Origin of the sequence: Mesorhizobium sp. B2-4-2, assembly GCF_006442845.1 — a bacterium.
GTDB lineage: Bacteria > Pseudomonadota > Alphaproteobacteria > Rhizobiales > Rhizobiaceae > Mesorhizobium.
The window spans coordinates 16,054-41,606 of the sequence record NZ_VFVM01000019.1 but is presented as its reverse complement, the minus strand read 5'-3'; the positions used below and the strand labels follow the sequence as shown (position 1 = coordinate 41,606).

At 63.3% G+C, this 25,553-nt stretch carries 24 protein-coding genes and 1 pseudogene; 9 read left to right on the top strand and 16 right to left on the bottom strand.

The genetic code is table 11. The annotated features are described in order from the left end of the window. Nucleotides 1-48: 48 nt before the first annotated feature. The gene (locus FJ942_RS27360; protein ID WP_140500630.1) at nucleotides 49-1,035 is read right to left on the bottom strand and encodes an ABC transporter substrate-binding protein; all 987 of its coding nucleotides are present in this window, start codon (nucleotides 1,033-1,035) and stop codon (nucleotides 49-51) included. A gap of 263 nt (nucleotides 1,036-1,298) precedes the next feature. Here FJ942_RS27360 and FJ942_RS27355 point away from each other — a divergent pair, with 263 nt between their 5' ends. Further along, nucleotides 1,299-2,276, top strand: coding sequence for a sugar-binding transcriptional regulator (locus FJ942_RS27355; protein WP_140500629.1), 978 nt, complete (start codon nucleotides 1,299-1,301; stop codon nucleotides 2,274-2,276). A gap of 18 nt (nucleotides 2,277-2,294) precedes the next feature. Here FJ942_RS27355 and FJ942_RS27350 read toward each other — a convergent pair whose 3' ends face one another. The 9 genes and pseudogenes from FJ942_RS27350 to FJ942_RS27310 form a co-directional block, all read right to left on the bottom strand. After that, complete coding sequence (locus tag FJ942_RS27350) at nucleotides 2,295-2,663, bottom strand: hypothetical protein (protein ID WP_140500628.1); 369 nt, start codon at nucleotides 2,661-2,663, stop codon at nucleotides 2,295-2,297. A gap of 114 nt (nucleotides 2,664-2,777) precedes the next feature. Further along, nucleotides 2,778-4,190: a pyruvate dehydrogenase complex dihydrolipoamide acetyltransferase gene (locus tag FJ942_RS27345; protein WP_140899545.1), complete on the bottom strand. Its 1,413-nt coding sequence runs from the start codon at nucleotides 4,188-4,190 to the stop codon at nucleotides 2,778-2,780. Between the two features lie 3 nt (nucleotides 4,191-4,193). Next, a complete protein-coding gene (locus tag FJ942_RS27340) occupies nucleotides 4,194-5,192 on the bottom strand; it encodes an alpha-ketoacid dehydrogenase subunit beta (protein ID WP_140899543.1) in 999 nt (332 codons plus the stop codon). After that, a complete protein-coding gene (locus tag FJ942_RS27335) occupies nucleotides 5,192-6,220 on the bottom strand; it encodes a thiamine pyrophosphate-dependent dehydrogenase E1 component subunit alpha (RefSeq protein ID WP_140500625.1) in 1,029 nt (342 codons plus the stop codon). Before FJ942_RS27335 ends, FJ942_RS27340 begins: the two co-directional genes overlap by 1 nt. 2 nt (nucleotides 6,221-6,222) lie before the next feature. Further along, on the bottom strand, nucleotides 6,223-7,551 hold the full coding sequence (locus FJ942_RS27330) for an NAD(P)H-dependent oxidoreductase (protein ID WP_140525493.1): 1,329 nt from the start codon (nucleotides 7,549-7,551) through the stop codon (nucleotides 6,223-6,225). A gap of 245 nt (nucleotides 7,552-7,796) precedes the next feature. Further along, the gene (locus FJ942_RS27325) at nucleotides 7,797-7,973 is read right to left on the bottom strand and encodes a hypothetical protein (protein ID WP_224619737.1); all 177 of its coding nucleotides are present in this window, start codon (nucleotides 7,971-7,973) and stop codon (nucleotides 7,797-7,799) included. Between the two features lie 116 nt (nucleotides 7,974-8,089). Beyond that, complete coding sequence (locus FJ942_RS27320; RefSeq protein WP_140561607.1) at nucleotides 8,090-8,878, bottom strand: 3-hydroxybutyrate dehydrogenase; 789 nt, start codon at nucleotides 8,876-8,878, stop codon at nucleotides 8,090-8,092. Nucleotides 8,879-9,015: 137 nt separating this feature from the next. Further along, nucleotides 9,016-9,266 (bottom strand): annotated as a pseudogene (locus FJ942_RS27315) (inorganic phosphate transporter); the annotation flags it as partial. A gap of 14 nt (nucleotides 9,267-9,280) precedes the next feature. Then, on the bottom strand, nucleotides 9,281-9,850 hold the full coding sequence (locus FJ942_RS27310) for a TetR/AcrR family transcriptional regulator (protein ID WP_140517913.1): 570 nt from the start codon (nucleotides 9,848-9,850) through the stop codon (nucleotides 9,281-9,283). A gap of 145 nt (nucleotides 9,851-9,995) precedes the next feature. Here FJ942_RS27310 and FJ942_RS27305 point away from each other — a divergent pair, with 145 nt between their 5' ends. Both FJ942_RS27305 and FJ942_RS27300 read left to right on the top strand, forming a co-directional pair. Then, complete coding sequence (locus FJ942_RS27305) at nucleotides 9,996-11,309, top strand: efflux RND transporter periplasmic adaptor subunit (RefSeq protein ID WP_140525491.1); 1,314 nt, start codon at nucleotides 9,996-9,998, stop codon at nucleotides 11,307-11,309. Then, complete coding sequence (locus FJ942_RS27300) at nucleotides 11,306-14,389, top strand: efflux RND transporter permease subunit (protein WP_140525490.1); 3,084 nt, start codon at nucleotides 11,306-11,308, stop codon at nucleotides 14,387-14,389. Before FJ942_RS27305 ends, FJ942_RS27300 begins: the two co-directional genes overlap by 4 nt. Nucleotides 14,390-14,544: 155 nt before the next feature. On the opposite strand, the gene FJ942_RS27295 is transcribed toward FJ942_RS27300, so the two are convergent. Together FJ942_RS27295 and FJ942_RS28640 are read right to left on the bottom strand one after the other, a co-directional pair. Continuing rightward, on the bottom strand, nucleotides 14,545-15,009 hold the full coding sequence (locus tag FJ942_RS27295) for a L,D-transpeptidase (protein ID WP_140525489.1): 465 nt from the start codon (nucleotides 15,007-15,009) through the stop codon (nucleotides 14,545-14,547). Nucleotides 15,010-15,222: 213 nt separating this feature from the next. Next, nucleotides 15,223-15,444, bottom strand: a complete 222-nt coding sequence (locus tag FJ942_RS28640) for a hypothetical protein (protein ID WP_181170053.1) — start codon at nucleotides 15,442-15,444, stop codon at nucleotides 15,223-15,225. Nucleotides 15,445-15,770: 326 nt separating this feature from the next. On the opposite strand from FJ942_RS28640, the gene FJ942_RS27285 reads away from it, so the two are divergent. Further along, nucleotides 15,771-15,938, top strand: coding sequence for a hypothetical protein (locus FJ942_RS27285; protein ID WP_140561603.1), 168 nt, complete (start codon nucleotides 15,771-15,773; stop codon nucleotides 15,936-15,938). An 81-nt stretch (nucleotides 15,939-16,019) separates the two neighbouring features. Here the strand turns inward: FJ942_RS27285 and FJ942_RS27280 are convergent, their stop codons facing one another. Next, nucleotides 16,020-16,721, bottom strand: a complete 702-nt coding sequence (locus FJ942_RS27280) for a response regulator transcription factor (protein ID WP_140500617.1) — start codon at nucleotides 16,719-16,721, stop codon at nucleotides 16,020-16,022. 45 nt (nucleotides 16,722-16,766) lie between these two features. On the opposite strand from FJ942_RS27280, the gene FJ942_RS27275 reads away from it, so the two are divergent. Further along, the gene (locus FJ942_RS27275; RefSeq protein ID WP_181167426.1) at nucleotides 16,767-17,540 is read left to right on the top strand and encodes a response regulator transcription factor; all 774 of its coding nucleotides are present in this window, start codon (nucleotides 16,767-16,769) and stop codon (nucleotides 17,538-17,540) included. 160 nt (nucleotides 17,541-17,700) lie between these two features. Beyond that, entirely contained in the window at nucleotides 17,701-19,788 is a 2,088-nt protein-coding gene (locus tag FJ942_RS27270; RefSeq protein WP_181170051.1) for a sensor histidine kinase, read from the top strand. Between the two features lie 131 nt (nucleotides 19,789-19,919). On the opposite strand, the gene FJ942_RS27265 is transcribed toward FJ942_RS27270, so the two are convergent. Beyond that, complete coding sequence (locus FJ942_RS27265) at nucleotides 19,920-20,330, bottom strand: hypothetical protein (protein WP_140584504.1); 411 nt, start codon at nucleotides 20,328-20,330, stop codon at nucleotides 19,920-19,922. A 432-nt stretch (nucleotides 20,331-20,762) separates the two neighbouring features. Here FJ942_RS27265 and FJ942_RS27260 point away from each other — a divergent pair, with 432 nt between their 5' ends. Beyond that, nucleotides 20,763-21,965 (top strand): aromatic ring-hydroxylating dioxygenase subunit alpha, encoded by a 1,203-nt coding sequence (locus FJ942_RS27260; RefSeq protein ID WP_140500615.1) that lies wholly within the window; start codon nucleotides 20,763-20,765, stop codon nucleotides 21,963-21,965. 74 nt (nucleotides 21,966-22,039) lie between these two features. Here FJ942_RS27260 and FJ942_RS27255 read toward each other — a convergent pair whose 3' ends face one another. Both FJ942_RS27255 and FJ942_RS27250 read right to left on the bottom strand, forming a co-directional pair. Then, on the bottom strand, nucleotides 22,040-23,458 hold the full coding sequence (locus FJ942_RS27255) for an aminotransferase (protein ID WP_140899541.1): 1,419 nt from the start codon (nucleotides 23,456-23,458) through the stop codon (nucleotides 22,040-22,042). A gap of 26 nt (nucleotides 23,459-23,484) precedes the next feature. Then, nucleotides 23,485-23,730, bottom strand: coding sequence for a hypothetical protein (locus FJ942_RS27250; protein WP_140899539.1), 246 nt, complete (start codon nucleotides 23,728-23,730; stop codon nucleotides 23,485-23,487). A gap of 63 nt (nucleotides 23,731-23,793) precedes the next feature. Here FJ942_RS27250 and FJ942_RS27245 point away from each other — a divergent pair, with 63 nt between their 5' ends. Then, nucleotides 23,794-24,711 (top strand): ABC transporter permease, encoded by a 918-nt coding sequence (locus FJ942_RS27245; RefSeq protein WP_140899537.1) that lies wholly within the window; start codon nucleotides 23,794-23,796, stop codon nucleotides 24,709-24,711. After that, nucleotides 24,708-25,532: an ABC transporter permease gene (locus FJ942_RS27240; protein WP_140658314.1), complete on the top strand. Its 825-nt coding sequence runs from the start codon at nucleotides 24,708-24,710 to the stop codon at nucleotides 25,530-25,532. Before FJ942_RS27245 ends, FJ942_RS27240 begins: the two co-directional genes overlap by 4 nt. Nucleotides 25,533-25,553: the final 21 nt, after the last annotated feature.

Here is a 25,553-nt window from a genome sequence, read left to right as displayed (position 1 = left end):
AGTGGGGATGCCGCCGAAGCGGCATCCCGGCCGGATCGCCGAGCCTTGTCAGCCGCCGAACAGTTCCGAGAACTTCGCCTTGTCGGCGTCGGTCTTGGCGACGATTGCCTTGGTGTCGAACGACATCACCTTGACCTTGACGCCTTCCGGCAGCCATTCGGGCCGGCCGACCGAGGCCCGTGCCGGCAGGTAGCCCATGGAAAGCGCCAGCTTCTGGCCTTCGTCCGAAAGAATGAAGTCGACGAACTTCTTGGCGCCGTCGACATTCTTGGCCGTCTTCATGATCGCGACCGGTTCGGTCACGGCCGGCACGCCTTCCGAGGGGAACACGAATTCCACCGGCGAGCCCTTCTTCTTGGCGTTCATCGCCATGAAGTCGACGAGGATGCCATAGGGCTTCTCGCCTGATGCCACGGACTTCAGCACCGCGCCATTGCCGCGCACGCTGACGGTGTTGTTGGCCTTCAGCTTCTGGAAGAAATCCCAGCCGTAATCGGCATCGCCGGCGAAGCCCGAAAGCAGGTAGGCGGCGGCACCTGAATAGAGCGGGCTCGGCATGACGAGACCATCGGCATAGGCCGGCTTGGCGAGATCGGCCCAATGTTCCGGCTTCTCGGCGGCCGCGGTGTTGTAGACGATGCCGGTGGTGATCAGCTTGCTGCCGAAATAGGTCTTGTCGGCGTCGTAAGCATCCGGCTCGATGCCGTCGAGCTTTGCCTCGGGATAAGGCAGCAGCCGGCCGTCCTTCTTCAGCAGCTCCATCGAGACCGCATCGGCGATCAACAGCACGTCGGCCTGCGGGCTGCCGGCGGCGAATTCGGCCGCCATCTTGGTGAGGATGTCGCTGGTACCGGAACGATAGATTGCCACGTCGATGCCGGGCTGCGCCTTCTTGAAGGCCTCGACGGTCTTGGCCGCATCGGCTTCCGGCTGGGATGTGTAGAGCGTCAACGTTTCGGCACTTGCCATGCCGGCAAACAAAGTTGCCGCGAGCGCCAGCTGGCTTCCCAGCAGCTTGATGAATAGCGTCTTCATAAGACCTCCTGTCCTGTCTGTGCACGACTGGCCCGGCCCCGGCCGGTTCCCTGTCTCTTCCTCCCTGCACGGCGCATATGACTGGTGGATGACACAGCGCGTGAGATATACAAAATATGTTCATATGTTCGATGTCAATTACAAATGAACAAAACTGTGCAACAATCGACACGCCGGACATCCGGTGCCAGTTGACACGCGGCCGGCCTTTCTCCGAAGAGGCGATGCGGGGCCCAGGCCAAGGCTCATGAGGACGAAAAGCGATGCCCGTGGAAAAACCCAGACCGGCCCGCTCCGGATTGCCGATGGTGTCGTCGGATCTCAACGTCAAGACGGCGTGGCTCTATTATGTGGAGGGCTTCACGCAGGAGCAGATCGCCGAGAAGCTCGACGTCTCCAGGGTGAAGGTCATGCGCACGCTGGCCGCGTGCACGGCCGAAGGCATCGTCGTCACCATGATCAACGCGCCGACCGCCGAACAGGTGGCGCTCGAACGTGCACTCGAGAAGCGCTGGGGCCTCGACGCCGCCGTCGTCATCCCGACGCCTTCGGCGCAAGACCACCTGGAGAAGGCGATCGGCCACGCCGTGGCGGCCTATCTCGGCGAGCAGATGCAGGACGGCATGACGCTGGCAATCGGCGGCGGCGCGACCCTGCATGCCAGTTTGGGCTTTCTCGCCCGCCGGCAGCTGAAGCACGCCTCGGTCGTGGCGCTCGTCGGCAGTCTGCCGCATTCGCAATGGATCAATCCGTCCATCGTCGCCGCCAAGGTCGCCGATGTCTTCGAGGTCGACAGCTACCAGATCACCGCGCCGGTGACGGTCGACAACCCCTCGCTGCGTGACCTGCTCTGGGCGCAGCCGGCGCTGCAAGACGTGCGGCAGCGCGCTGCCGCCGCCGATATCGCGCTGCTTACCGTCGGCGACATGTCGCCGGACGCGACCATCTTCCGCCACGGCATCGTGCCGTCGTCGCTCATCGCGTCGCTGAAAGCGAAGGGCGCGGTCGCCAACATGCTGTGCTATTTCGTCGATGCCTCAGGCAGGCTGGTCGACCACGAAGTCAACGGCCGCGTCATGGCCATCGACCTCGATGTCGTCGGCCAGGTGCCGAATGTCGTGCTGGCCGCCGGCGGAAAACGCAAGGTGGCCGCGATCCTCGCCGCGCTGAAGGCCGTCAGCACCAATGTGCTGATCACCGACAGCGATACGGCGACGGCGCTGCTGGCAAAGGCTGGCTGACGCTGCTTCCAGTGCCGCTTAGATCAGGCCGCGTTCGCGCAAGAAATCCTCGACGCCGACATGGGTCATGGATTCGAATTCGGCGATCGCCTCGGCCACCCGCCTGCGCTGGGCCGCCAGCAGCGTGAACACCTGCTTCATCTCGCCGGAAACGCCGAAGCGGCCCCAGCGCTCCGCGATATGCGCAGGCAAGCCGATGTCGGCGCAGAACGCATCCAGGCTCTCATAGCCGAGACTGGCGACGAGTTGCTTGGTTTCGTCCGCCGACATGCGCGGCTCGAAAGCGTGATCGTGCAGGCGCTGCGCCACCAGCTTGATGTCGGACGGAGACGCGCCCATCACCTTGCCGAACAGGGTCTTGACGTCGGATGGATCGAATGCGGGCATGCGGACCTCCCTTGATCACAGTCCACCTGAAACATGGGCGAAGGGTTCGCGCCTGACAAGTCGATTCTGTGGTGAGCCGGCGCATCATTCGACGCCGGCTCACGTCAACGTGACCTACACCAGCATGCCCATCGGGTTCTCGATCAGCTTCTTGAAGGCGACCAGCAGTTCGGCACCGAGTGCTCCGTCCACGGCGCGATGGTCGGTCGACAGCGTCACCGACATCACCGTGGCGATTCTGATCTCGCCGTTCTTGGCCACCGCCCGCTCCTCGCCGGCGCCCACCGCCAGGATCGTCGCATGCGGCGGGTTGATGACGGCGGCGAAATCCTTGATGCCGAACATGCCAAGGTTCGACACCGCCGTGGTGCCGCCTTGATACTCTTCCGGCTTCAGCTTGCGACTGCGCGCGCGGCTGGCCAGGTCCTTCATCTCGTTGGAGATCACCGACAGCGTCTTTTCGTCCGCCTTGCGGATGATCGGCGTGATCAGGCCGCCGGGGATCGAGACGGCAACGCCGAGATCGGCATGCCTGTGCTTGACCATGGCGCTTTCGGTCCACGAGGCATTGGCATCCGGCACCGCTTTCAGGGCCATGGCCATCGCCTTGATCACCATGTCGTTGACCGACAGCTTGTAGGCGGGCGCCTCGCCCTTGTCGGTCTTCTTTACCGGTGCGGCCGCATTGAGCTGCGTGCGCAGCGAAAGCAGCGCATCGAGCTCGCAGTCGAGCGTCAGGTAGAAATGCGGGATGGTGGTCTTGGCCTCGACCAGCCGGCGCGCGATGGTCTTGCGCATGTTGTCGTGCGGGACGAGTTCATAGGAGCCTTCCTCGAACAGGCGCAGCACGTCCCCCTCCCCCTTGAGGGGAGAGTGGCCGGCCGCAGGCCGGTCGGGTGGGGTCGCTTCGACGGGGCTCGGCGCAAAAGCGGTGCCTCCTGAGACGACCCCCTCCGTCCGCTTCGCGGACACCTCCCCCTCGAGGGGGGAGGAGAGTACCGCATCGATATCCGCCTTCACGACGCGGCCATGTGGGCCTGTGCCTGATATGCCGGAGAGATTCAGTCCTGCTTCACGAGCCAATCGACGCGCCAAGGGTGTAGCGCGGGTTTTTCCCTCCCCCTCGAGGGGAGGGTGGCCGGCCGAAGGCCGGTCGGGTGGGGTCGGTTCGACCGGGCTCAGCGCGAGGGCGGTGCCTTCTGAGGCAACCCCCTCTGTCGACTTCGTCGACATCTCCCCCTCAAGGGGGGAGATTGGCGCCTTGTCCTGCTTGGCCCCGTAGCTTTCATCATCGGCATAGATCCACGCAACCGGCGCGCCGACGGGGATATCGACGCCTTCCTTGCCGGAGACATCGCGCAGGATGCCGCTGGCCGGCGCGTCGATTTCCATCGCCGCCTTGTCGGTCTCGATCTCGAACAGCACGTCGCCCTTCTTGACCCGGGCGCCTTCCTCGGCGAACCAGCGCGAGATCTGTCCGGTCGCCATGTCCATGTCGACCTTGGGAAGAATGACTTCGGTCGGCATGTCTCAGCGAACCCCTCTCACGAGGTCGCGGGCGGCGGTGATGATGCCGGGAACCTGCGGCACCGTCGCCTTCTCCAGCTCCGGATTGTACGGGATCGGCGTCTCCGCGCCGCCCAGCCGCACGATCGGCGCGTCGAGATAGTCGAACGCCTCGCTCTCGGCGATCATGGCGCTGACCTCGGCGCCGATGCCCAGCGTCTTGACCGCTTCGTAGACGCACATCAGCCGCGACGTCTTCTTGACGCTGTCGATGACGGTCTGCTTGTCCATCGGCCGGATCGTCCTGAGGTCGACGACTTCGACGTCGATGCCTTCCGCTTCCAGCGCGGCCGCGGCGTCGAGCGCCTTCTGCACCATGATCGAGGTGGCGACGATGGTGAGATCGCGCCCTTCGCGGCGGATATTGGCCTTGCCGATCGGCACCGTGTAGTAGCCTTCCGGAACCGGGCCCTTCATCTTGTAGAGCAGCTTGTGCTCGAAGATCATCACCGGATCGGGATCGGCGACGGCAGCCAAAAGCATGCCCTTGGCATCGTGCGGCGTCGCCGGCTGGATGACCTTCAGGCCCGGCACATGGCCGAGCCAGGCCTCCAGGCTCTGGCTGTGCTGCGCGGCGGCACCGGTGCCGGAACCGGCGGGAAAGCGCATCACCACGGGAACGGAAACCTCACCGCCCAGCATGAAGCGCATCTTGGCCGCCTGGTTGACGATCTGCTCCATGGCGAGCGTGGCAAAGTCGGAGAACTGGAACTCGAAGATCGGCCGCATCCCGGTGAGGGCCGCACCCACCGCGACACCCGCGCCGCCCAGTTCCGAGATCGGCGTATCCATCACCCGGTCCGCGCCGTAGCGCTCGACCAGATCGCCGGTCACCTGGAAGGCGCCGCCATAGACGCCGATGTCCTCGCCCATCAGGAAGACGCGTTCGTCCATGTCCATGGCGATCGCCATGGCTTCCTGGATCGCCTGGGCGTAGCTCAGTTCACGCGCCATCGCGTCCATCACGCCTGCTCCGTATACACGTAATTTCCGGTCTCGCTGACATCAGGCGACGGGCTCGCCTTGGCGAACTCGATGCCGTCGGCGATTTCCTTGGCCACCGCTTCGCGGATCGCCTCGATGCCCTTGTCGTCAATGAACCCGAAGTCGCGCAGCTCGCTTTCGAACAGGGTGATCGGATCGCGGTTCGACATCCAGTCCTCGATCTCCTCCTTGGTGCGATAGCGGTTGCGGTCGCTCTTGGAATGGCCGCGATGGCGGTAGGTCTTGGACTCGATCAGCGTCGGCCCCTCGCCCGCGCGTGCGCGCTCGACGGCCTTGTAGGACGCCTCGGCGACCTCCGAAAAAATGTTGCCGTTGACGATGACGCCGGGCATCGAATAGGCGGCGGCGCGCTCGGCGATGTTCTTGACCGCGGTCGAGCGGGCCGTCGACGTCGACATGCCGTAGCCATTGTTCTCGCACACGAAAATCACCGGCAGCTTCCAGATCGCCGCCATGTTCAGCGCCTCGTGGAAAGCGCCCTCATTGTTGGCGCCGTCGCCGAAGAAGGAGACCACGACCTTGCCGGTCTTCATCATCTTGGAGGAGAGCGCCGCCCCGACGGCGATCGGAATGCCGCCGCCGACGATACCATTGGCGCCCAGATTGCCCTTGGCCACGTCGGCGATGTGCATCGAGCCGCCGCGTCCCTTGCAGTAGCCGGTGGTCTTGCCGAAGAACTCGGCGAACATGCGCTTGACCTCGGCGCCCTTGGCGATGCAGTGGCCGTGGCCGCGATGCGTCGAGGTGATCTGGTCATCCTCGCCGAGCGGCATGCAGATGCCCATGGCGCTGGCTTCCTGCCCGATCGACAGATGCATGGTGCCGTGGATGAGGCCGCGCGTGTAGCTCTCCTCCGCGCCCTCTTCGAAGCGGCGGATGAGGTACATCTTGTAGAGCACCTGTCTGAGCTGCTCGGCGCTGTACTGGCGATAGACGAAGGGCAGGTTGGCGCGGCTGTCCGCGACGGCTTTGCTGGCTGCGGCCATGATCACACCTCCACGGTTCCGTAGACGAGCTTGTCCTGGCGCGCGCGCAGTTCGGCGATCTTGGAGCCGGGAGCCGGGGCGGCATTGGCGTAGGTGATGAGCTCGCCCTTCTTGATCGGCGCCGTCACCGAACCGCCTTGCAGCAGACCGCAGGGAATGGCCCTGGCGGCATGTGCTTCCGGCGCCGTCATGATCCAGGCGCGGTAGCAATATTCGCCGATCGCATCGAGCTTCTCGCCCGGCTTCATGTCCTTCTTGGCCACGGCTGCGACTTCGGCCACCGGCTTTGCCAGCGGCACCATGTCGGCCTTGCCGTAGAGCACGACGCGGGCGCAGGTCAGGGGCACTTCGAGCGAGGTCAGATGGTAGGGCCGATGGAAGGTGAAGTACGGGCCCTTGCCCATCTTCAAATCTTCCATGCGCTCCGAAATGCGCGGATGCGACATGTCGGCGACGACGAACACGCCGGGCGCGACACCCTTGCCGATCGAATAGTCGACGACGCCGACCTTCGACAGCACGCCGCCGTCCTTCTGCGGCACCAGCACCTTGGACAATTCGCCGAGCGTCGCCGCCGGACCATGCATGCCGGCCTTGTCGGGCACCAGCCCGGTGGCGTTGGCGATCGCCGCCATCTCGACCATGGTCTTGGAGCCGTCGACGAACTCGACCAGCATACGCACATTCATGTGCCGGCGCTTGGCTTCCTCTTCATAGTCGGGCGGCGTGGCGTCGATGTTGAGCGGATTGTTCTTGCCCTTGCCGGCGGCGACGATCGGATGGCCCATCGCCGAGACGAATTCGATAAGCTCCATGCAGGAAGACGGCTCGTCGCCGGCGCCCAGCGAATAGGTGACGCCGAGCCGGTCGGCCTCGCTCTTGAGATAGGCGCCGATGGTGACGTCGGCCTCGACATTCATCATCACCAGGTGCTTGCCGTGCTCCATGGCGCGCAAGCCGATCTCGGCGCCGACGGCGGGAACGCCGGTGGCGTCGATGACGACGTCGATCAGGTCATTGTTGATGACCAGGCTGGCGTCGTTGGTGACCGCCACCTTGCCGGCCTCCATGGCGGCCGTCATCGCCGAGGCGTTCGACACTTCGCGCGCATGCCCGGTTTCCTGGAAGGCGATATCCACGGCCTTGCTGGCGGCGGGCAGGTTCAGCTCGGAAATGGCGCCGATCTCGATGCCGGACATATGGGCGACGCGGGTGACGATGTCGGTTCCCATCTCGCCCGAACCGATCAAGCCGATGCGGATTGGCTTGCCCGACTTGGCCCGCACCTCGAGATCACGGGCAAGGCCCGTCAACGAAACATTGGAAGCCATACCGCTCATTCCTCCCGTAATGCTGCTATTCAATCACCTGACGGGTATTGAACATCTGTATTTCTGTCAAGACTAATGTCCAGATTCGTAGCACTTTTGTACCCTTTCCAGCATCACGAGCAAGGTGGGAAAACCGGCAAATCCGACAACCAAACGCTCGCGACGGTTCGACGCATTCGGGCCCGGAAAAACTTCAACCGTGAGCGCGCTTGATGGCGAGAGAAGGGGCGCCCCCTGCTTAAGTGCTAGCCAACCGGAAAATCGTGGAAATGGATGATGGTGCTGACCGGAATGCCGCGCCATTTGCCGGCGATCAGCCGGTGGACACGTCCGGCGAAGATGTGACGGACACTGCCATGGCGTTGGAATAGCTCTTGAAGGGCATCGGCGTCGGTTAGCGTGACCTCGTCGAGCACCGGCATGTGGATGCCGAACGGCGGGTGGTGCATAAACAGGAGGACCGACCGGTCCGGTGCCTCTTGCAACCGCTTGCCGGCGCCTGCGGCATCAGCCGGGAACAGAACGCCTCGCCTGGGCTTTACTGTGCCGTCCAGCCGCCGTCCATCGGCAAGGTCGTGCCGGTGATCTGCCTGGCTGAATCCGAGCACAGGAACAGCGCCAGGGCGGCAAGGTCCTCGACGGCGACGAATTCCTTTGTCGGCTGTGCGGCCAGAAGCACATCGCGCTTGACCTGTTCCTCGGTCATGCCGCGCGCCTTCATGGTGTCGGGAATCTGCTTCTCGACCAGCGGCGTCCAGACATAGCCGGGCGCGATCGCGTTGACGGTGATGCCGTCCTGCGCGACTTCCAGCGCCACCGTTTTGGTCAGGCCTGATATGCCGTGCTTGGCCGAGACATAGGCGGATTTGAACGGCGAGGCGACGAGCGCATGCGCCGAAGCCGTGTTGATGATGCGGCCCCATTTGCGGCTCTTCATGCCAGGCAGCGCCGCTTTTATCGCGTAGAAGGCCGACACGAGGTTGATGCGGATGATCGCTTCCCATTTGTCGTCCGGGAATTCCTCGATCGGCGCGACATGCTGGATGCCGGCGTTGTTGACCAGAATGTCGAGGCTGCCGAACGCCTCTTCCGCCTCATGCACCATGGCGCTGACCGCCGCGCCGTCCATCATGTTGGCGTCGGAGTAGCGGCATTTGACACCGAAATCCTTCTCGATGCCGGCGCGCTCCTGCTCGATGGTCGTGGCGTCGCCCAGGCCGTTGATGGTGAGATTGGCGCCTTCGGCGGCGAAGGCGCGGGCGATAGCCAGGCCGATGCCGCTGGTCGAGCCGGTGACGAGGGCGTTTTTCGAAGACAGGGAAGCCATGGCGATCTCGCGAGAAGTGGGAGGGAAGATGACGATATAATTGTGCGTCGCAGCATGATAATGACAGAGCCTCGCGCAAAGAAAAAAGCAGCGCCGGCGACCGGCCTGCCTTTTTTTCTGAAAGTGCCTGCCCCGGCTCAGAACACCTGGTGAAAGATGATGAACAGCACGAAGGCCAGCGTGATCGAGCACGGCAGCGTCAGCACCCAGGCCAGCAGCAGGTTGCGCACCGTCGACCATTGCAGGCCCGAGCCATTGGCGCCATGGTTCCGGCGATGCCGGACGACAGCACATGGGTCGTCGACACCGGCAGGCCGAGCCTGTCGGCCATGCCGATGGTCACCATGGCGACGAGTTCGGCCGCGGCGCCCTGGCCATAGGTCAAATGGCCCTGATGGTCCGTCAGGGTCGCTTGGCCCGGGCAGGACCGACATCGGGCGACCCGGCGATTTCCAGCAGCGACGACACCAGCAATTGCCGCTCGTCTGGGGAAAGCACATCCGCGTCGAACAGGTTCATGCTGCGCAGGCCCTCGATGGCGAGATAGCAGACCAGCAGCGACTTGAGATCCGGCGTCTCGCTCTTCAGTCGTTGGAAGAGTTGTCGCTTGAACGTCTTTATCGGCGACATGAAGTCCGGATCCTCGGCGATCGCCGAAAATATCCACGACGCCGATGGCTGCTTGTCCTCGCAATCCTTGGCCGAAAGCCTGATGTAGACGGCGAGCGGATTTGCGCCATTGTCGTTGCTGCTGGCGGTCTCTAGCGCCTGCTCGAATTCGCGCAGATAGCCTTCGACCAGGCCCTGCATCAATTTGGCCTTGGTCGGGAAATTGTAGAGCAGTCCGCCCTTTGATACGCCGGCGCGGCTGGCGACGGCATCCAGGGACAGGCTACCGGGACCGGATTCCCGTGCGACGTCCGCCGCCGCAGCGAGAATCCTCTCGCGCGAGTTCGTTCGTTGGGCTTTCATGGCGCCTCCCATCGCAAGCTTAGGCCCAATTGACAAGACCGTCCAGACGGTACAGTAAGACCGCGGTCATTTGAAATCGGGGCCCGCAGTCGATATGTGTCCCGATATCCGCGCTTCGCGCCGGATTTCGACTGAGGGGACTTCCTTGTTCAAGCGCATACTCCGTTTCGTTATCATCATTCTTGTGTTGGCCGTGCTCGTCATCGTGGTCGGCGGCATCGTCGGGTTCAATTTCCTGCGTGACAACGGCATTAAGCAATATTTCGCCACGATGAAGCCGCCAGCGGCAACCGTGTCGACAACCATCGTCAAGCCGTCGAACTGGACGCCGGGCATCGAGGCGATCGGCACGGTCCGCGCCGTGCGCGGTGTCGACCTGACGGTTGAGACCGCCGGCATCGTCAAGGAGATCCCCTTCCATGCCAACGAGAAAGTGGCGGCCAATGCGGTGCTGCTGCAGCTCGACGACGCCGTAGAGCGTGCCGATCTCGCGGCACAGAAGGCGCAGGCGGCGCTCGATCAGACATCGCTGACCCGTGCACTCGAACTGACCAAGCGCGGTGTCGGCTCGGACTCGACCTTGGACACCGCACGTGCGGCCGCGTCCGCCTCGGCATCCCAGGTCAACAGGCTTCAGGCAGTGCTCGACCAGAAGCAGCTGACGGCGCCCTTTGCTGGAACCGTCGGCATCCCCAAGATCGATCTAGGCCAATATCTGGCGCCCGGCACCGCCGTGGTGACGCTGCAGGATCTCGACACGATGCGGGTCGACTTCACGGTTCCCGAACAGCAACTGCCGCTGCTCAAGATCGGGCAGACGGTTCGGCTGGGCCTCAGCGGCGGCGACATGCCTTTTGCTGGGACCATTCGCGGTATCGATCCCAAGATCGACCCGTCCAGCCGGCTGGTGAACATCCGGGCGGAAGTCGCCAATCCCGAAGGCAAGCTGACCCCCGGCCAGTTCGTGCAAGTGCGTGTCGAACTGCCCGAGGAGCAGAATGTGCTGGCGCTGCCGCAGACGGCGCTGACCACCAGCCTCTATGGCGACTACATATTCGTGGTGCACCCGGCAAAGCCCGCCGAGGCGCAGCCGACCAAGCCGGAGACAAACCCCGCCGCGGCGGCGACCGACAAGCCGGCGGACGCCAAGCCCGCGGCCGATGCCAAACCGGCCGAAGCCGCGAAGCCTGCCGCCGATGCGGCAAAACCAGCGGACAAGGCCGCCGCCGATCAGGCCAAGCCGGCCGCGGGGGGCGAGCAGCCTGCCCTGGTCCTGTCGCAGGTATTCGTCAAGCCCGGCCGCCGTAACGAGGGCATGGTCGAGATCGTCGAAGGCCTCAAGGCGGGCGATGAGGTTGTCACGGCAGGTCAGAATCGCCTCTTCAACGGCATGTCCGTCAACGTCGACAACACCATCGACCCAACCAAATCGGCGAACAAGCAGGCCGACCAGCAATGAGCGTTTCCGATCTCTTCATTCGCCGGCCCGTCCTCTCCACGGTCCTTGCATGCATGATCCTGCTCCTGGGTTTCCAGGGCATATTCAGCCTGTCGATCCGCCAGTATCCGAAGGTTGACGAAACCGCGATCACCATCACGACGGCCTATCCGGGCGCCAGCGCCGACCTGATCCAGGGCTTCATTTCCGCTCCGATCGCGCGCGCCGTCGCCTCGACCGAGAACATCGATTACGTCACGTCGTCGAGCCGACCGTCCTCCAGCACCGTGACTGTGCAGATGAAGCTCGGCTCCAACCCGGACGTCGCGCTGACCGAAGTGCTGTCCAAGGTCCAGGGCGTGCGCGGCACCTTGCCGGACGCCTCCAAGGATCCCGTCATCGTCAAGGGCACGGGCCAGCAATTCGCGATGATGTACATCTCGATGCAGAACCCGAACATGACCAAGGAGCAGCTGACCGAGTATATCGAACGCGTCATCAGGCCCCGCATGTCGACGGTCGAAGGCGTCGCCGACGTGCAGATCTTCGGTGCCCAGGAATACTCGATGCGGGTCTGGATCGATCCGGTCAGGCTCGCCGCGCGCGGTGTGACCGCATCGGAAGTGCTGACGGCGATCAACAACTCCAACTTCCTGTCGGCGCCCGGCAACACCGAGAACGAATATGTCGTCTCCTCGATCACCGTGCGCTCGACGCTCCAGACGCCGGAAGCCTTCGCCGAACTGCCGCTGCGCTCGACCGACGGCAATGTGGTGCGGCTGCGCGATGTCGCCCGCGTCGAACTGGGCGCCGAGAATACCGACACCAGGGTTTCCTTCAACGGCAAGCCAGGCACCTTCCTCGCCATCTTCCCGACCCCGGCTGCCAATCCCCTGACCACGGCGGCGGCGCTCACCAAGCTGGTGCCTCAAATCCAGGAGACGTTGCCGAAAGGCATGACGATCGAGATCGTCTACGACGCGACCGGGCAGATCAGCGCCTCGATCGACGAAGTGTTCAAGACCATCGGCGAGGCCGTTGCCATCGTCGTCGTCGTCATCCTTTTGTTCCTTGGCTCTTTCCGTTCGGTGATGATGCCCATCGTCACCATCCCGCTGTCGCTGATCGGCGTCTGCTTCCTGTTGTTCGCGGTGGGCTATTCGATCAATCTTCTGTCGCTGCTCGCCATGGTTCTGGCGATCGGCCTCGTCGTCGACGACGCCATCGTGGTGGTGGAGAATATCCACCGCCACATGGAAGAGGACCACATGTCGCCGATGCAGGCGGCCTTCAACGGCATGCGCGAGATCGCCACCGCCATCGTCGCCATGACCATGACGCTGGCCGCGGTGTTCGCACCATTGGCCTTCACCGGCGGCCTGACCGGCGCGCTGTTCCGCGAATTCGCCGTCACGCTCGCCGGCTCGGTGGTGCTGTCGGGCGTGATCGCCATCACCATCACGCCAATGATGTCGGCGCGCCTGCTGAAGTCCGGCACGCCAGGCCGTTTCCAGCGCATTGTCGACGGCACTTTCGCGCGGGTCGAGCACGTCTATGAGCGGGCCGTCACCGGGTCGCTCAACTATCGCCCGCTGACGCTGATCATCGTGCTGGCGCTTGTCGGGGTGACCGGCTTCATGTTCACCAAGACCTCAACCGAACTGGCGCCGGAAGAAGACCAGGGCTTCCTGCTCTCGCTTGTAACGGCGCCGCGTTATGCGACATCCGATTACACCGAGACTTACGTCAACCAGATGCTCGGTCTGGTGAAGGATATTCCCGAAACGCGGGCGCAGTTCTCGGCCGTCGCGTTCGGCGGCACGACGAACAGTGCGTTCGTCGGTTTCGCCTTCAAGGACTGGGCGGAGCGCAAGCGCAACTCGAAGGAGCTGCAGGCCGACATCACAGCCCGTCTCGCCAAGGTGGCGGGCGTCCAGGCCTTCGTCTTTGCGCCACCGACGCTGCCGGGCTCCGGCGGCGGCCTGCCCATCGCCCTGGTGGTGCGATCGACCGGCGACTCCTCGGAAGTGTACGACGTGGCCGAGAAGATCAAGAACAAGGCACAGGCCTCCGGCCGCTTCATCGTCGTGCAGAATTCGATGGCCTATGACGCGCCGCAGGTGACGGTGACCATCGATCGCGACCGCGCCGCGGCGCTGAACCTGCCGATCGCCGATATCGGCCGGACGCTGACGCTGCTGGTCGGCGGCGCCGAAGTGGCGCAGTTCGACCGCGACTCCAACAGCTACGACATCATCCCGCAGGTGCCGAAAGAATTCCGCGACAATCCCGAAAAACTCGGCGAGTACTTCGTGCGCAGCGTAACGGGCGAGATGGTGCCGCTGTCGGCGGTGGTGAAGATCTCGACCAATGCGTCGCCGGCCGCGATCGAGCAGTTCAACCAGCTGAATTCGTCGACGATCTCGGCGCTGCCGCTGCCCGGCGTCACCACGGGCGATGGATTGAAAGTCCTCGAGGACATAGCCAGGGAGAGCCTGCCCGACACCTTCTTCATCGACTATTCGGGCCAGTCCAGGCAGGAGAAGGAACAGGGCAACACGATCCTGATCGCCTTCGGGGCGGCCGTCATCGTCATCTATCTGGTGCTGGCGGCGCAGTTCGAAAGCTTCCGTGATCCGCTGATCATCATGATGGCGGTGCCGCTGTCGATCTTCGGCGCCATCGTGCCGCTCAATCTGGGCCTCGGCACACTCAACATCTACACGCAGGTCGGACTGATCACGCTGATCGGCCTGATCACCAAGCACGGCATCCTGCTGGTCGAGTTCGCCAACCAGCAGCGCGAGATCCACGGTATGCGGCGACGCGACGCCATCATCGCTTCGGCCAAGGTGCGGCTGCGGCCTATCCTGATGACGACGGCGGCGATGGCGCTTGGCGTGGTGCCGCTGATCACGTCCAGCGGCGCCGGCGCCGCGGCCCGCTATTCGATGGGCCTGGTCATTTTCACCGGCATCCTGGTAGGCACCATGTTCACGCTCTTCGTCGTGCCCATGTTCTATACCTTCATTGCCAGCAAGGACTTGCCCCAGCTGGCCGAGAAGCCGGATCCCAAATTGATGCCGGCATTGCCGAGCTGATGGAAACGGCATTGCCGAACTAACAAAAACTAACAAAGAAAAGAGGCCGAAACGTCCCGGCCTCTTTCTTTGGCTGTGCTCGATTTACCGCGGGAAAATGTTCCGGCGGGAGCCCTGAACGGATATGGCTGCTGTGCCGATCCGTTGCCAGCCAGCTACTTGACGATGACGATGCTGGTGTTGGCCGGCCCGAAGGTTTCGACGAGCTGGTAGAAATCGGCGGCATTGTCGGGATGCAGCCGCACGCAACCATGCGAGGCCGGCCGGCCAAGCCGCTTGATGGCATAGGTGGCGTGCACCGCATAGCCGCCGCTGAAGAACACCGAATGCGGCATCGGCGCGTTGTCGTACTTCTTCGAATACCACATTTCATGCATGCGCGTCGGCTTAAACGAGCCGGTCGGCGTCACATGCGCCCTGTCGCCGGTGGAAACCTTCCAGGCGAAGGCCGGGCGGCCGTCGACCGAGACTTCCATGACCTGTTGCGAAAGCGAGACGCGCGCCACGATCTTGTTGGCGGCATGCGCGGTACCCGTGCCGGCGCCGAACAGAAGCGCCGCAGCCGTCAGGGCAGCGGCGGCGGTGATGTTGATGAGCTTGGCGGAAATAGCAGTATGCATGATGTCCCTCTCTCTGCCGGGCTGGCCGGCCCCAAATTCGATGAGCGGCTTATCCCTGCATCATGTTTCGGAAAGATTTCGTGAAATGCTCGTTTGTGTTTCGAATATGTTTCCTCTGGTTAATGGGCCAAAGTTCCCATATGGCGAACATCGACGCTGTCACCCTGGACAGGAGTAGGCACATAGGTATCCAGCCCGAAACGAAAGTTCGGATTAGCCAAAACTGAAAGGTTGGAGCCCTATTTCGAAACAGAATCTGCAACAAAGCGCATTTTCGGCGGCATGAAGCGGATACAGGCCGTCGGCAAAGTTGACGTAACGAAAGCAGACGGCAACGACCACGGGAACGAAAACGAACATGCGGTCCTGGTTTCTCGGGATCAGCATCGCAGCAGCAGCCATTAGCGGCGCCGGCACGGTTGCCGACGGTTCCATGGCCAGCCTCGCGGCGATGAGTTCGAGTGAGATCTCAACCCTCTATACCGTCCTGTTTTGTGCCACGGTCTGGATTGTTCCAGCCTGCGCATCGTCCGGCTCAAGGCCCACTGGCGGGTTGGCCTTCGGCTGCTGGCATTGCGCGGCCCCTCCGGCAACTTGCTGCTGAGAGGACCGAAGGCCCGCGCCGTGACGGGGGGCTCCGTAGACGGCGCGGGCACTTCGGGAGTTCCTGAAGTATGCCGAGGCGTCACGCGCCCACTCAAGACGGGCGTTGGTCTTCGGAAAACAAGCTGCCGCAACATGATTTACTGGGGATTGACGCAATGAAAACGAAACTTGCAGCTTCGGTGCTTTCGGCACTGCTCTACGCACAGGGCCTGCTCGGCTTTGCCGGGCTCGCCACCGTGCTCTTGAAAGAGCGCGCGCAAGCAGGCGAGTTCACGGCAGGCAGCGACATGCCGCCGGGGCCATCGCTACTGGTGGTGCGCTGAGCACAGGGCAATCGGGCCCGAGGTGAAAACCGGTTTGGAAATCCGATGCTCAACCAGAGGAATTGCGTGAGCGCCCAGCCGTCAATCGGCGAATTGCGCCGGCGGATCGAAACGGTAGCCGGCGCCGCGTATGGTGATGATGGCTTCCGTATCGAGCTTGCGGCGCAGCCGCACGATGCGCGAATCGATCGAGCGGTCGAAAGCGTCGACATTCTCGGCCGGCGCCGCCGCGATTATGTCGTCGCGCGTCAGCACCTTGCGGGGACTGGCCAGGAACAGCCGAAGCAGCGCCACCTGGCCGGGCGAAAGCTGCTCCTCCGTGCCCGAGCGGTGCATGACGATGGCCGACCTCAAATCGACGGTCGCGTTCTCCAACACGATCAGTTCCTGGGCGGCCCTGCCCCGCCGCGTCAGCAGGCCGCCGACGCGGGCGGCGAGTTCCCTGACATTGAGCGGACTTTCGATGACGTCGGCCGCACCGAGCTCGAGCGCCAGCACCTTGTCGACGAGGTCGCACGGCCGGCAGATCAGGATGAAATCCGGTCCGCCTTCACCGCCCCCGCCTTGGCTGCCATAACGCCTGAGCAGATCACGTCCCTCCGCCTGGCTGAGGCTGTCACCGACGACGACGACGTCGACGCCCTTTCCCGCCAGCATAGATTCCGCTTCCCAGGGCTGGCGCGCCTGACGCACGTCGTGGCCTCGCCGCTCAAGGTGATCGGCGAGTTCGGTCGCCACCACGTCGGCGACGCAGATAAGCCCGATAACGGCGCGTGCAGCCATGTTTTCCAACCATTTCCTGGCAACCCGATATGAGTGCTGGACATCATGTTTATACCCAATCTACTTTCCACCGAAAGTGGGAGCGAGCGCATCGTGCGGGCAAGAATTTTAATTGTCGAGGATGAGCCCGATCTCAGAGAGGCGGTCGCCGAATATCTCGGCGCCGCCGGCTATGACGTGGCGACCGCCGAAACCGCGGCCGCCGCGCGCAGCCTGGTCGAAACGCAATCATTCCACCTCGCCATCCTCGACATCGCCATGCCGGGTGAGGATGGGCTATCGCTCGGCCGCTGGTTGCGCTCGAGACTGCCGATCGGCATCATCTATGCCACCGCCGCCGGCACCGCGCTTGATCGCATCGTCGGACTTGAGCTCGGCGCCGACGACTACATCGTCAAACCCTACGAGCTGCGCGAGGTGCTGGCCAGGGTCCGCAGCGTGCTGCGCCGGGTTCCGCAGCACGCGCCGATGCACGGCCAAAAGGCGAGCGATCCGCGCCGCTCCGTCGCTTTCGGCTCCTTCCAGGCTGATCTCGACGGCAGGCTGGTCACCGGCGCCAACGGCGCGGTGATCGACATGGCCAAGAGCGAGTTCGACGTGCTGGAGGTTTTCCTGACCCGCGCCAACCGGCTGCTGACACGTGCTGCCATTTCCGAAGCGATCGGCCTCACCGAAGATCCGGAATCCTCGCGCGCGGTCGACATTCGCATCATGCGCCTGCGCAAGAAGATAGAAACGGATCCGGCCAGCCCGAAATTCCTGCGCACGGTGCGCGGCGAAGGCTATATCTTCTCGCTGCCGGCCGGCGACGGCCACTAAGTGGGCGCGGGGGATTGCTCCCGCGCCTGTGCTGGTCTGTGGACGGATCCGTCGCAATACTTGTCGCCCAAAAACGCTCTTGGTTTTGGGACAACGCATAAAAACAAGGATTTGAGACGCGGCGCATGAAATCCGCTTGGCACCGCAACAATGGCTGAAAATGACCGCTGAAGCAGCAGGCACGGACATGCAAGACGGCCGGCAAGGCGCGGCGATGGCGGCCGTGCGCGTGGTGCGGCGGCTGCGCGAGGCCGGCGACTGGCAGCGCGAGATGGAAGCCATACTGGAAACGCTTTGCCGCGCAATGGACTGCCAGCGCGGCATCCTGTTCCGCCTGCGCGAACTGCCCGGCCAGGGATTTGCCCAGTCGGTGGCCGCCTACTGGATCGATCCCGTGGTCGGTGGCGAGCTGGCCTCGCCGACGGTGATCGTGCAGTCGATCATCAACGCCGATCCGCTGCTGGAACGGCTGCAGGAGGATGAACGGCAGGGCAAGATTTTCGCCGGCCATACGCGCGACCTGGACGGCTTCCTGAGAGCCGATTTCGAAAAACAGAGCATTAAATCGTTCCTGTCGGTGTCCGTGTTCGCGCATGGCCACCTATGGGGGACGCTGGCGGTCAATGACTGCATCGAGGAGCGCGAATGGACCGACGAGGAAGAAGCGACGCTGCACATCATCGCGCTGGCCATCGGCGACGCGATCGAACGCTCGCCCTCCGACGCCCACGCCAGCGAGGTCATCCGCCGCACCATGCTGCAAGCCTCGCTCGATGCCATCCTCGTCATCGATGAGACCGGCTCGATTGTCGAATTCAATCCGGCCGCCGAGAAGATGTTCGGCTTCCTGCGCAGCGATATCCTCGGCAAGGACCTGCTCGACACCATCGTGCCGATCTATTACCGCAAGGGCTATGCGTCGGGGGCCGAATACATGTCCGGCCGCGGCGCGCCAATGGTCGGACAGCGGCTCGAGACGGTGACCCAGAACGCCGCCGGCGAGATTTTCCCCATCGAACTGACGGCGACCGAGATGCGAGTCGCCGACCGCCGCCTGATCTTCGGCTCCATCCGCGACCTGCGCGACAAGCTGCGCGCCGAGGAGGAGATCAACCGCCAGCGCGAGAAGCTGCACCAGAACGAGAAGATGGCGGCGATGGGTTCGCTGCTTGCGGGTGTCTCGCATGAACTCAACAACCCGCTGGCCGTGGTTGTCGCCCAGTCGACGCTGCTGCACGAATTCGCCTCCGATCCGCAGACCAAGGTTCGCGCCGAGAAAGTTCGCGCCGCCGCCGAGCGCTGCGGCCGTATCGTCAAGAGCTTCCTGTCGATGGTCCGGCTGCATCCGACCGAGCGGGCCGAGACGGACCTTAACCAGGTGATCCGCGCGGCGCTCGAGGTGACCGCCTACGGCGCGCGCTCGAGCGGGATCATCATCGACACCGATTTCGCGCCTGGCCCGTTGCTGGCCATGGCCGACGCCGATCACGTCACCCAGGTGGCCGCCAATTTTCTCATCAACAGCCAGCATGCGCTGGCAGGCATAGGCGGCGACCGGCTGATCAAGGTGCGGACCTTCCGCAGCGAGCGCGGCGATCCTGGTTTCTCGGTCGAGGACAATGGGCCTGGCGTACCGGAAGCGATCCGGTCCCGCATCTTCGAATCCTATTTCACCACCAAGCCGGTCGGCGTCGGAACCGGCATCGGCCTGTCGATCTCGAAATCGATCATCGAGCGGCACAATGGCAATGTCTGGTTCGAGGAAGTGCTGCCAAGTGGCGCCCGTTTCGTCGTCCAGCTGCCGGCCATTGTAGCCGGCGTCGCCATCGCCGGCGAGGGCCAGCCGCGATCGAGCGGGCTGCGCCACGCCTTGATCATCGATGACGAGCCCGACGTCGCCGGTTCGCTCTCCGACATACTCGAACTGATGGGCATCAAGTCACGGATCGCGCCCCTCTGGGACACGGCCACAGCCATATTGGCTGGCCACATGCCGCCCGACATCGTCTTTTCGGACCTGCGCATGCCTGGAACAAGCGGCATGACCATCTATCGAGAGTTGCTTGCCGAAAGACCGGAACTGGCGCGGCGTTTCGTGCTGGTCACTGGCGACCTGATCGGCGCCAAGGCCGAAATCGAGGCGCTGCCGCTCTTGCAGCGTCCGCAGATCCTGGAGAAACCGTTCAGCACGCTGGATGTGCGCAGCGTGCTTTCCGCCATTGCCGACCAGGTGGTTTCGAAGGGATAGACCGTACCAACCGGTTAAAAAAGCCCCCGGCCGACATGCGGCGGGAGCCGAAGGGAGCGCTGGACGCGCTCGGGGAGCGCCGCGGCACGATCCAAAGCGGAGCCGCTTCGGAACAACGTTTCAGCCAAAACTCAGAAAATATTCGGCGTGTTGGTCAGTGGCGCGGCATTGGCGATCATCCGGACCGCACGGGCTTTGTGGGCTCCGGACTGCTCGGCTATGGCCCGCAGGCAATCGGCGCTCTCGGCGCCCCAGGCCTGACCCTTGCAGGCAAAGTCGATCATCGGCATCGGCAGGCGTGCGGTTCTGGTGGTGGTCATTGCGCCGCCGACGACGTTGACCGGTGGATTGAGCGAAGCAAAGGCCGGGCCGACCGTCGGCGCGAACGCCATGCCGGCGAAGGCGCAAGCAGCCAGCGCCATGAACATCGCCATGGGGTGGTCGCTGGCGCGCCGGCGCAATGCCAGCTTCGGGCGGCGGCTAACGCGCTCCGGAGCCTGGGACCGGCGGTCATTACTGGCAATCTGAACTTTCGCATGCATCATCATCCCCTTCGTTGACTTTCTTTTTTTGATAAAACGAACTTAGTCGCGCTCTGTATCAGCGGAAAGCTGGCGTGAATCTGATATTGTAACCGCCTTGAAACGGCCCCGTGGCCAGACCACATCAAGTGGGCATCTCGCGCAGCCGATCCCGGCTCGGCGGACCGGCAAGCGGGCAAGACGTGCGGCGACGCCCTTTTTGTCTCGGCTCCCTCCTGGCAGGATTTGCTTCGAAAACAGCCGGAACCAAGCTTTGAACCCGGGCTAACGCCCGGATTCTCCGGGTTTTCGGGGCGAGCCGTTGCATCGGATTGGATTGAAATCGGTGCGCCAACTTTCTTTCGAAAATATGCCTGTTTCCACAAGCCATTGCATTTCAATGAAAAATATGATTATATTGAACGGATATTCAATAAAAAGAAGAGACGTTTTATGAACCCGCATCTCCGTGACGTGGCCATTCCCAACGATTGGGACCGGCGGGGACTGCCTGGCTGGAGCTACCATTCCGATGCCCTCCTCGAACTCGAGAAGGAGCACGTTTTCCGCAATCATTGGCAGATCGCCGGACATGTCAGCGACATCCCTGACGCCGGCGATTACCTGGCCATGGACGTCGTCGGCGAACGCGCTCTGATCGTGCGCGGCAAGGACGGCGTCGTGCGCGGTTTCAACAATATGTGCCGCCACCGCGGCAGCCGTGTCGTCGCCGACAGCCAGGGCAATTGCAAGAACGCGCTAGTGTGCCCGTTCCACGGCTGGGTCTACAATCTCGACGGCACGTTGCGCGGCGCTGCCCGCCCGCGTTCCTTTCCCGATCTCGACAAGACCGAGTTCGGCCTGATGCCGCTCGATCTGGAGGTCTGGATGGGCTTTATCTTCATTCGCTTCCGCGCTGGCGGCCCGCAGCCCTCCGTCGCCGAGCTGATGAAGCCGATCGAGCCCGAATTCTCGCACTACAAGGCCGCCGACATGGTGCCCTCCTGGGGGATCTGGACCCAGAAAACTCCGGTCAACTGGAAGTCGGTGCGCGACGTCGACAATGAGGGCTATCACGTCGCCATGGCGCACCCGGCTCTGCAGGACCTCTATGGCGCGACCTATTTCGACGAACCCTTCGTCAACGGCGTGTCGCGCTCCTTCGCCAGCTACAACCCGCATGCCGGCCGTCGCTGGAGCGTAAGGAACTACGTCAAGATCGCGCCGGAGCCGGCGCATCTGCCGGACTATCTGAAGAAGGCCTGGGTCTATTATGGCATCTTCCCCAATGCCGTCCTCTCGGTGATGCCGGAATCGGTGCAGTTCTATCAGGAGTTCCCGCTGTCGACGGGTGAGACCCTGCTGCGCGGCGCCATTTACCGCTATCGCGACGAAAGCCGCGAGCAGGCTGCGGCCCGCTATCTCTCCTTCCGCATCGACCGCGACACCATGTCGGAGGATGTCCAGCTTTCGGTGTGGTCGAACGAATCCATGCTGTCGGAAGCCTTCGAGGGTTTTTACCTCTCCGACCTCGAATACGGAGTGCGCACCCACCACGACCATCTGCGCAGGCAGATCCCCGTGCTTGGGCTCGAAACGGCGCCGGAGGAGAAGGACATGTGGAACTTGAACGACGCGCTGCGGTCGCGTGGATAGGCGACGCCGATAATTGGCGAAACCATCGGTGAGAGCGCTCCTCTCCCCGTCCTATGCGGGGCGAAGAAAGAACGTCATCCCCGCCACACCCCTTCTTTCCTGAGATCATCCATCGTGCGCGAAATGCCCTCGCGCAAAATGCCGACCATGTCGTCGATCTGCTCGCGCGTGATGACCAGCGGCGGCGACATCACGCACATGTTGATCAGCGGCCGCACCAGCAGGCCGAGCTCGTGGCAATGCGCGTCGATGCGTTTGCCGACATCCTTGTCGAGCTGCAGCGGGTCCTTGCTTTCGCGGTCGGCGACACATTCGACGCAGCCCATCAATCCCAGCCCGCGCACCTCGCCGACCAACGGCAATTCTTCCAGCGTCTTCAGCTGCGCCTGGAAGTAGGGCGCGACCGCTTGCGTATGGGCAAGTACGCCCTGTTCCAGAAGGTCGAGATTCCTGAGCGCCACTGCGCAGCCGACCGGATGGGAGGTGTAGGTCAGGCCATGGCCGAACATCGCGTCGGGATGGTTCGACCGGCGCAGTTCCTCCAGCAGCCGTTCCGATATGATGACGCCGCCGAGCGGGAAATAGCCTGACGTCACACCCTTGGCGAAGGTGATCATGTCGGGATCGATGCCGAACATGTCGCCGGAGGCGAAGACATGGCCCAGGCGCCCGAAGCCCGTCACCACCTCGTCGGAGACATAGAGGATGTCGTTGTCGCGGCAGATCTCGCGGATGCGCTTGAGATAGCCGTCCGGCGGCACGATAACGCCGCCGGAGGCCTGCACCGGCTCGCCGACGAAAGCGCCGATCCTGTCGGCGCCGACACGCGCGACGGTGTCGCGGAACTGGTCGACGAGGAAGTCGGTGAAATCAGCCATGCTCATGCCCTGCGGACGACGGAACGGATCGGGCGAGGACAGCTTGATCACCAGCTCGTCGGCGCCGTCCATCCAGTCGCGGTCACGCGGGCGGCCATTGAGCGAGGCCGACAGATAGGTCGAGCCGTGATAGGCGCCGCCGCGCGACAGGATCAGCTTCTTCTCCGGCCGGCCCCGCACATTGTTGTAGAACTGCATGAAGCGCAGCGCCGTCTCCACCGCCGAGGAGCCGCCTGTGGTGTAGAAGACGTGGCTGAGATCGCCGGGCGCGTGACCGGCTATGCGACCGGCAAGTTCCGCCGACGGCGCGTTCATCGTGTACCAGGGCGTATTGTAGGACAGTGCCATCGCCTGGTCGTACATCACCCTGGCGAGCTCCTCGCGCCGATGGCCGACATTGACGCACCACATGCCGGCCGGCCCGTCGATCAACCGCTTGCCGGTGCCGTCGGTGATGTAGATGCCGTCGCCTTCGCCGATCAGCGCGCGCGCTTCCGCGCCGACCGAACCGGCATACGGCCAGGGCTGGACGAGATGGCGCCTGGCCAACTCGACGGCATCGGCGGCTCCAGCTTCGGCCATTTCGCTCGCCTTCAGGTCCCTCGCAGCCGCCATTGTCATCTCCACATCATTCGTCGAATTCAGGATTTCGAAATTTGGCCGGCAGTGCCGGAAATTTCCGGCATAATCCCCACCATTTTGAATGTCTGTTCAATCAATATCTCAGAAATAGCGCTTGATTTCAATCCGCGGATGCGGGCATGATGAAAGAAAGCCGGCAAGCTCGGAGCGCGATCAGCAAAACTGGTCACCGGTTTTGCGTTCGATCGCGCTCCAAAACAAAATTGGGAACAAACAGCCGGCGCCAGTCCAACGGGATACCGCATGGCGGGACGCTCCAGGCCAGCAACCGAGATCACAGCCGGAGCCCTGCCCCCCGGAGCCTGGCAATGACGGCGGCGGCGGAAGGGTCGCCCCCGTTGCGCATGACGCGGGCCAGACGAAATGCCCTTCTGCAATCCGAACCCGTGCAGGGCTTTGCCCTGATCAGCCCGACCTTTCTCTACGCGCTCATCCTCCTGGTCCTGCCGATCCTGGTGGTCATCGCCCACTCCTTCTGGACGCAGAACTATCTGACCATCGACCGCACCTTCACGCTGGAAAACTACCGCGTCGCCCTGACCGAGCCGATCTATCGCGATCTGTTGTGGCGCTCGCTGTATATCTCGCTGACGGTCAGCTTCTTCACCGTCGTCCTGGCTTATCCGATCGCCTATTTCATTTCCTTCCACGGCGGCCGCCACAAGAGCCTGTGGCTGTTCCTCATCACCATCCCGTTCTGGACCAGCTATCTCCTGCGCGTGATGTCGTGGAAGGTCATTCTCGGCTATAATGGCGTCTTGAACTCCGGGCTGATCGGCCTCGGCATCATCGACGAGCCGTCGACGGCGCTGCTCTACAATTCGAGCGCCGTCATCATCACGCTGACCCACGCCTGGGCGGCCTTTGCCATCCTGCCGATCTTCGTCTCGCTGGAGAAGATCGACCGGACCCTGGTGGAAGCGGCCACGGATCTCGGCGACGGTCCCTTTCGTTCGTTCCTTCGCGTGACTTTGCCGCTGTCGGCGCCAGGCATCATCTCGGCGGCGCTGATCGTCATGATCCCGACGGTCGGCGACTATGTCACCCCCAAGCTCGTCGGCGGCAAGGACGGCGTCATGATCGCCAACGCCATCCAGGCGCAGTTCGGCAAGGCCTCGAACTGGCCGCTGGGCGCCGCCCTTTCCGTCACCACCATGCTAGTCGTGACATTGATGGCCGGCGCCACGGTGCTGCTCATCCGTGCCGCCCAGAGGCTTGCGCGATGAGCGCGGCGCGACGTCTGCTGCCGGGCGGCTGGCTATCGGCCTATGCCTTCCTCTATGTAGGTTTCCTTTATCTGCCTGTGATCTTCCTGCCGATCTTTTCGATCAACACGGCGGCTACGCCGAAATTCCCTCTCACCGGCTACACCCTCAAATGGTACGAGGACCTGCCCAACACGCCGGCGCTGCTCGACGCCACCTGGAACAGCCTGATCGTCGGCGTCTCGGCGTCCGTCCTTTCGACGGTTCTCGGCATCCTCGCCGCCCGCTCGATCACCCGCTACCGCTATCCCGGCCGGCGGGCCATCAACGGCCTGATCATGGCGCCGCTCGTGCTGCCGGAAGTCATCGTCGCCATCTCGATGCTGCTGGTGATGCTGCAGCTCGGCTTGAGCCTCTCCCTGTTCACCGTCGTGCTCGGCCATGTCCTGGTCTGCATCCCCTATTCGATGACGGTGCTGACCTCCGGCTTCGAGGGTTTCGATCGCAGCCTCGAGGAGGCCTCGGCCGACCTCGGCGAGAGCGCCTTCGGCACCTTCCGGCGGGTGACGCTGCCGATGGTGGCGCCGGCAATCATCTCCAGCCTGCTGGTCTGCTTCACCATTTCGCTGGACGAGTTCATCATCGCCTTCTTCCTGACCGGTACCGAGGCGACGCTGCCGATCTATATCTGGGGCCAGTTGCGCTTCGCGGCGAAACTGCCGGGCGTGCTCGCGCTCGGCACGCTGCTGCTGGTCGCCTCCTTCCTGCTGATGACCGTCGCCGAAATCCTGCGCCGCCGCGCCGCCAGACGCACGAAGAACGAGGGAGGGCTTTATGCCTGAGCAGGCCCCATCCGCACGAAC

Coding starts and splice junctions, on each gene's coding strand:
- FJ942_RS27360 (WP_140500630.1), bottom strand. CDS start 1,035: ATGAAGACGCTATTCATCAAGCTGCTGGGAAGCCAGCTGGCGCTCGCG.
- FJ942_RS27355 (WP_140500629.1), top strand. CDS start 1,299: ATGCCCGTGGAAAAACCCAGACCGGCCCGCTCCGGATTGCCGATGGTG.
- FJ942_RS27350 (WP_140500628.1), bottom strand. CDS start 2,663: ATGCCCGCATTCGATCCATCCGACGTCAAGACCCTGTTCGGCAAGGTG.
- FJ942_RS27345 (WP_140899545.1), bottom strand. CDS start 4,190: ATGCCGACCGAAGTCATTCTTCCCAAGGTCGACATGGACATGGCGACC.
- FJ942_RS27340 (WP_140899543.1), bottom strand. CDS start 5,192: ATGGACGCGATGGCGCGTGAACTGAGCTACGCCCAGGCGATCCAGGAA.
- FJ942_RS27335 (WP_140500625.1), bottom strand. CDS start 6,220: ATGGCCGCAGCCAGCAAAGCCGTCGCGGACAGCCGCGCCAACCTGCCC.
- FJ942_RS27330 (WP_140525493.1), bottom strand. CDS start 7,551: ATGGCTTCCAATGTTTCGTTGACGGGCCTTGCCCGTGATCTCGAGGTG.
- FJ942_RS27325 (WP_224619737.1), bottom strand. CDS start 7,973: ATGCCGGTGCTCGACGAGGTCACGCTAACCGACGCCGATGCCCTTCAA.
- FJ942_RS27320 (WP_140561607.1), bottom strand. CDS start 8,878: ATGGCTTCCCTGTCTTCGAAAAACGCCCTCGTCACCGGCTCGACCAGC.
- FJ942_RS27310 (WP_140517913.1), bottom strand. CDS start 9,850: ATGAAAGCCCAACGAACGAACTCGCGCGAGAGGATTCTCGCTGCGGCG.
- FJ942_RS27300 (WP_140525490.1), top strand. CDS start 11,306: ATGAGCGTTTCCGATCTCTTCATTCGCCGGCCCGTCCTCTCCACGGTC.
- FJ942_RS27295 (WP_140525489.1), bottom strand. CDS start 15,009: ATGCATACTGCTATTTCCGCCAAGCTCATCAACATCACCGCCGCCGCT.
- FJ942_RS28640 (WP_181170053.1), bottom strand. CDS start 15,444: ATGGAACCGTCGGCAACCGTGCCGGCGCCGCTAATGGCTGCTGCTGCG.
- FJ942_RS27285 (WP_140561603.1), top strand. CDS start 15,771: ATGAAAACGAAACTTGCAGCTTCGGTGCTTTCGGCACTGCTCTACGCA.
- FJ942_RS27280 (WP_140500617.1), bottom strand. CDS start 16,721: ATGGCTGCACGCGCCGTTATCGGGCTTATCTGCGTCGCCGACGTGGTG.
- FJ942_RS27275 (WP_181167426.1), top strand. CDS start 16,767: ATGTTTATACCCAATCTACTTTCCACCGAAAGTGGGAGCGAGCGCATC.
- FJ942_RS27270 (WP_181170051.1), top strand. CDS start 17,701: ATGACCGCTGAAGCAGCAGGCACGGACATGCAAGACGGCCGGCAAGGC.
- FJ942_RS27265 (WP_140584504.1), bottom strand. CDS start 20,330: ATGCATGCGAAAGTTCAGATTGCCAGTAATGACCGCCGGTCCCAGGCT.
- FJ942_RS27260 (WP_140500615.1), top strand. CDS start 20,763: ATGAACCCGCATCTCCGTGACGTGGCCATTCCCAACGATTGGGACCGG.
- FJ942_RS27255 (WP_140899541.1), bottom strand. CDS start 23,458: ATGGCGGCTGCGAGGGACCTGAAGGCGAGCGAAATGGCCGAAGCTGGA.
- FJ942_RS27250 (WP_140899539.1), bottom strand. CDS start 23,730: ATGCGGTATCCCGTTGGACTGGCGCCGGCTGTTTGTTCCCAATTTTGT.
- FJ942_RS27245 (WP_140899537.1), top strand. CDS start 23,794: ATGACGGCGGCGGCGGAAGGGTCGCCCCCGTTGCGCATGACGCGGGCC.
- FJ942_RS27240 (WP_140658314.1), top strand. CDS start 24,708: ATGAGCGCGGCGCGACGTCTGCTGCCGGGCGGCTGGCTATCGGCCTAT.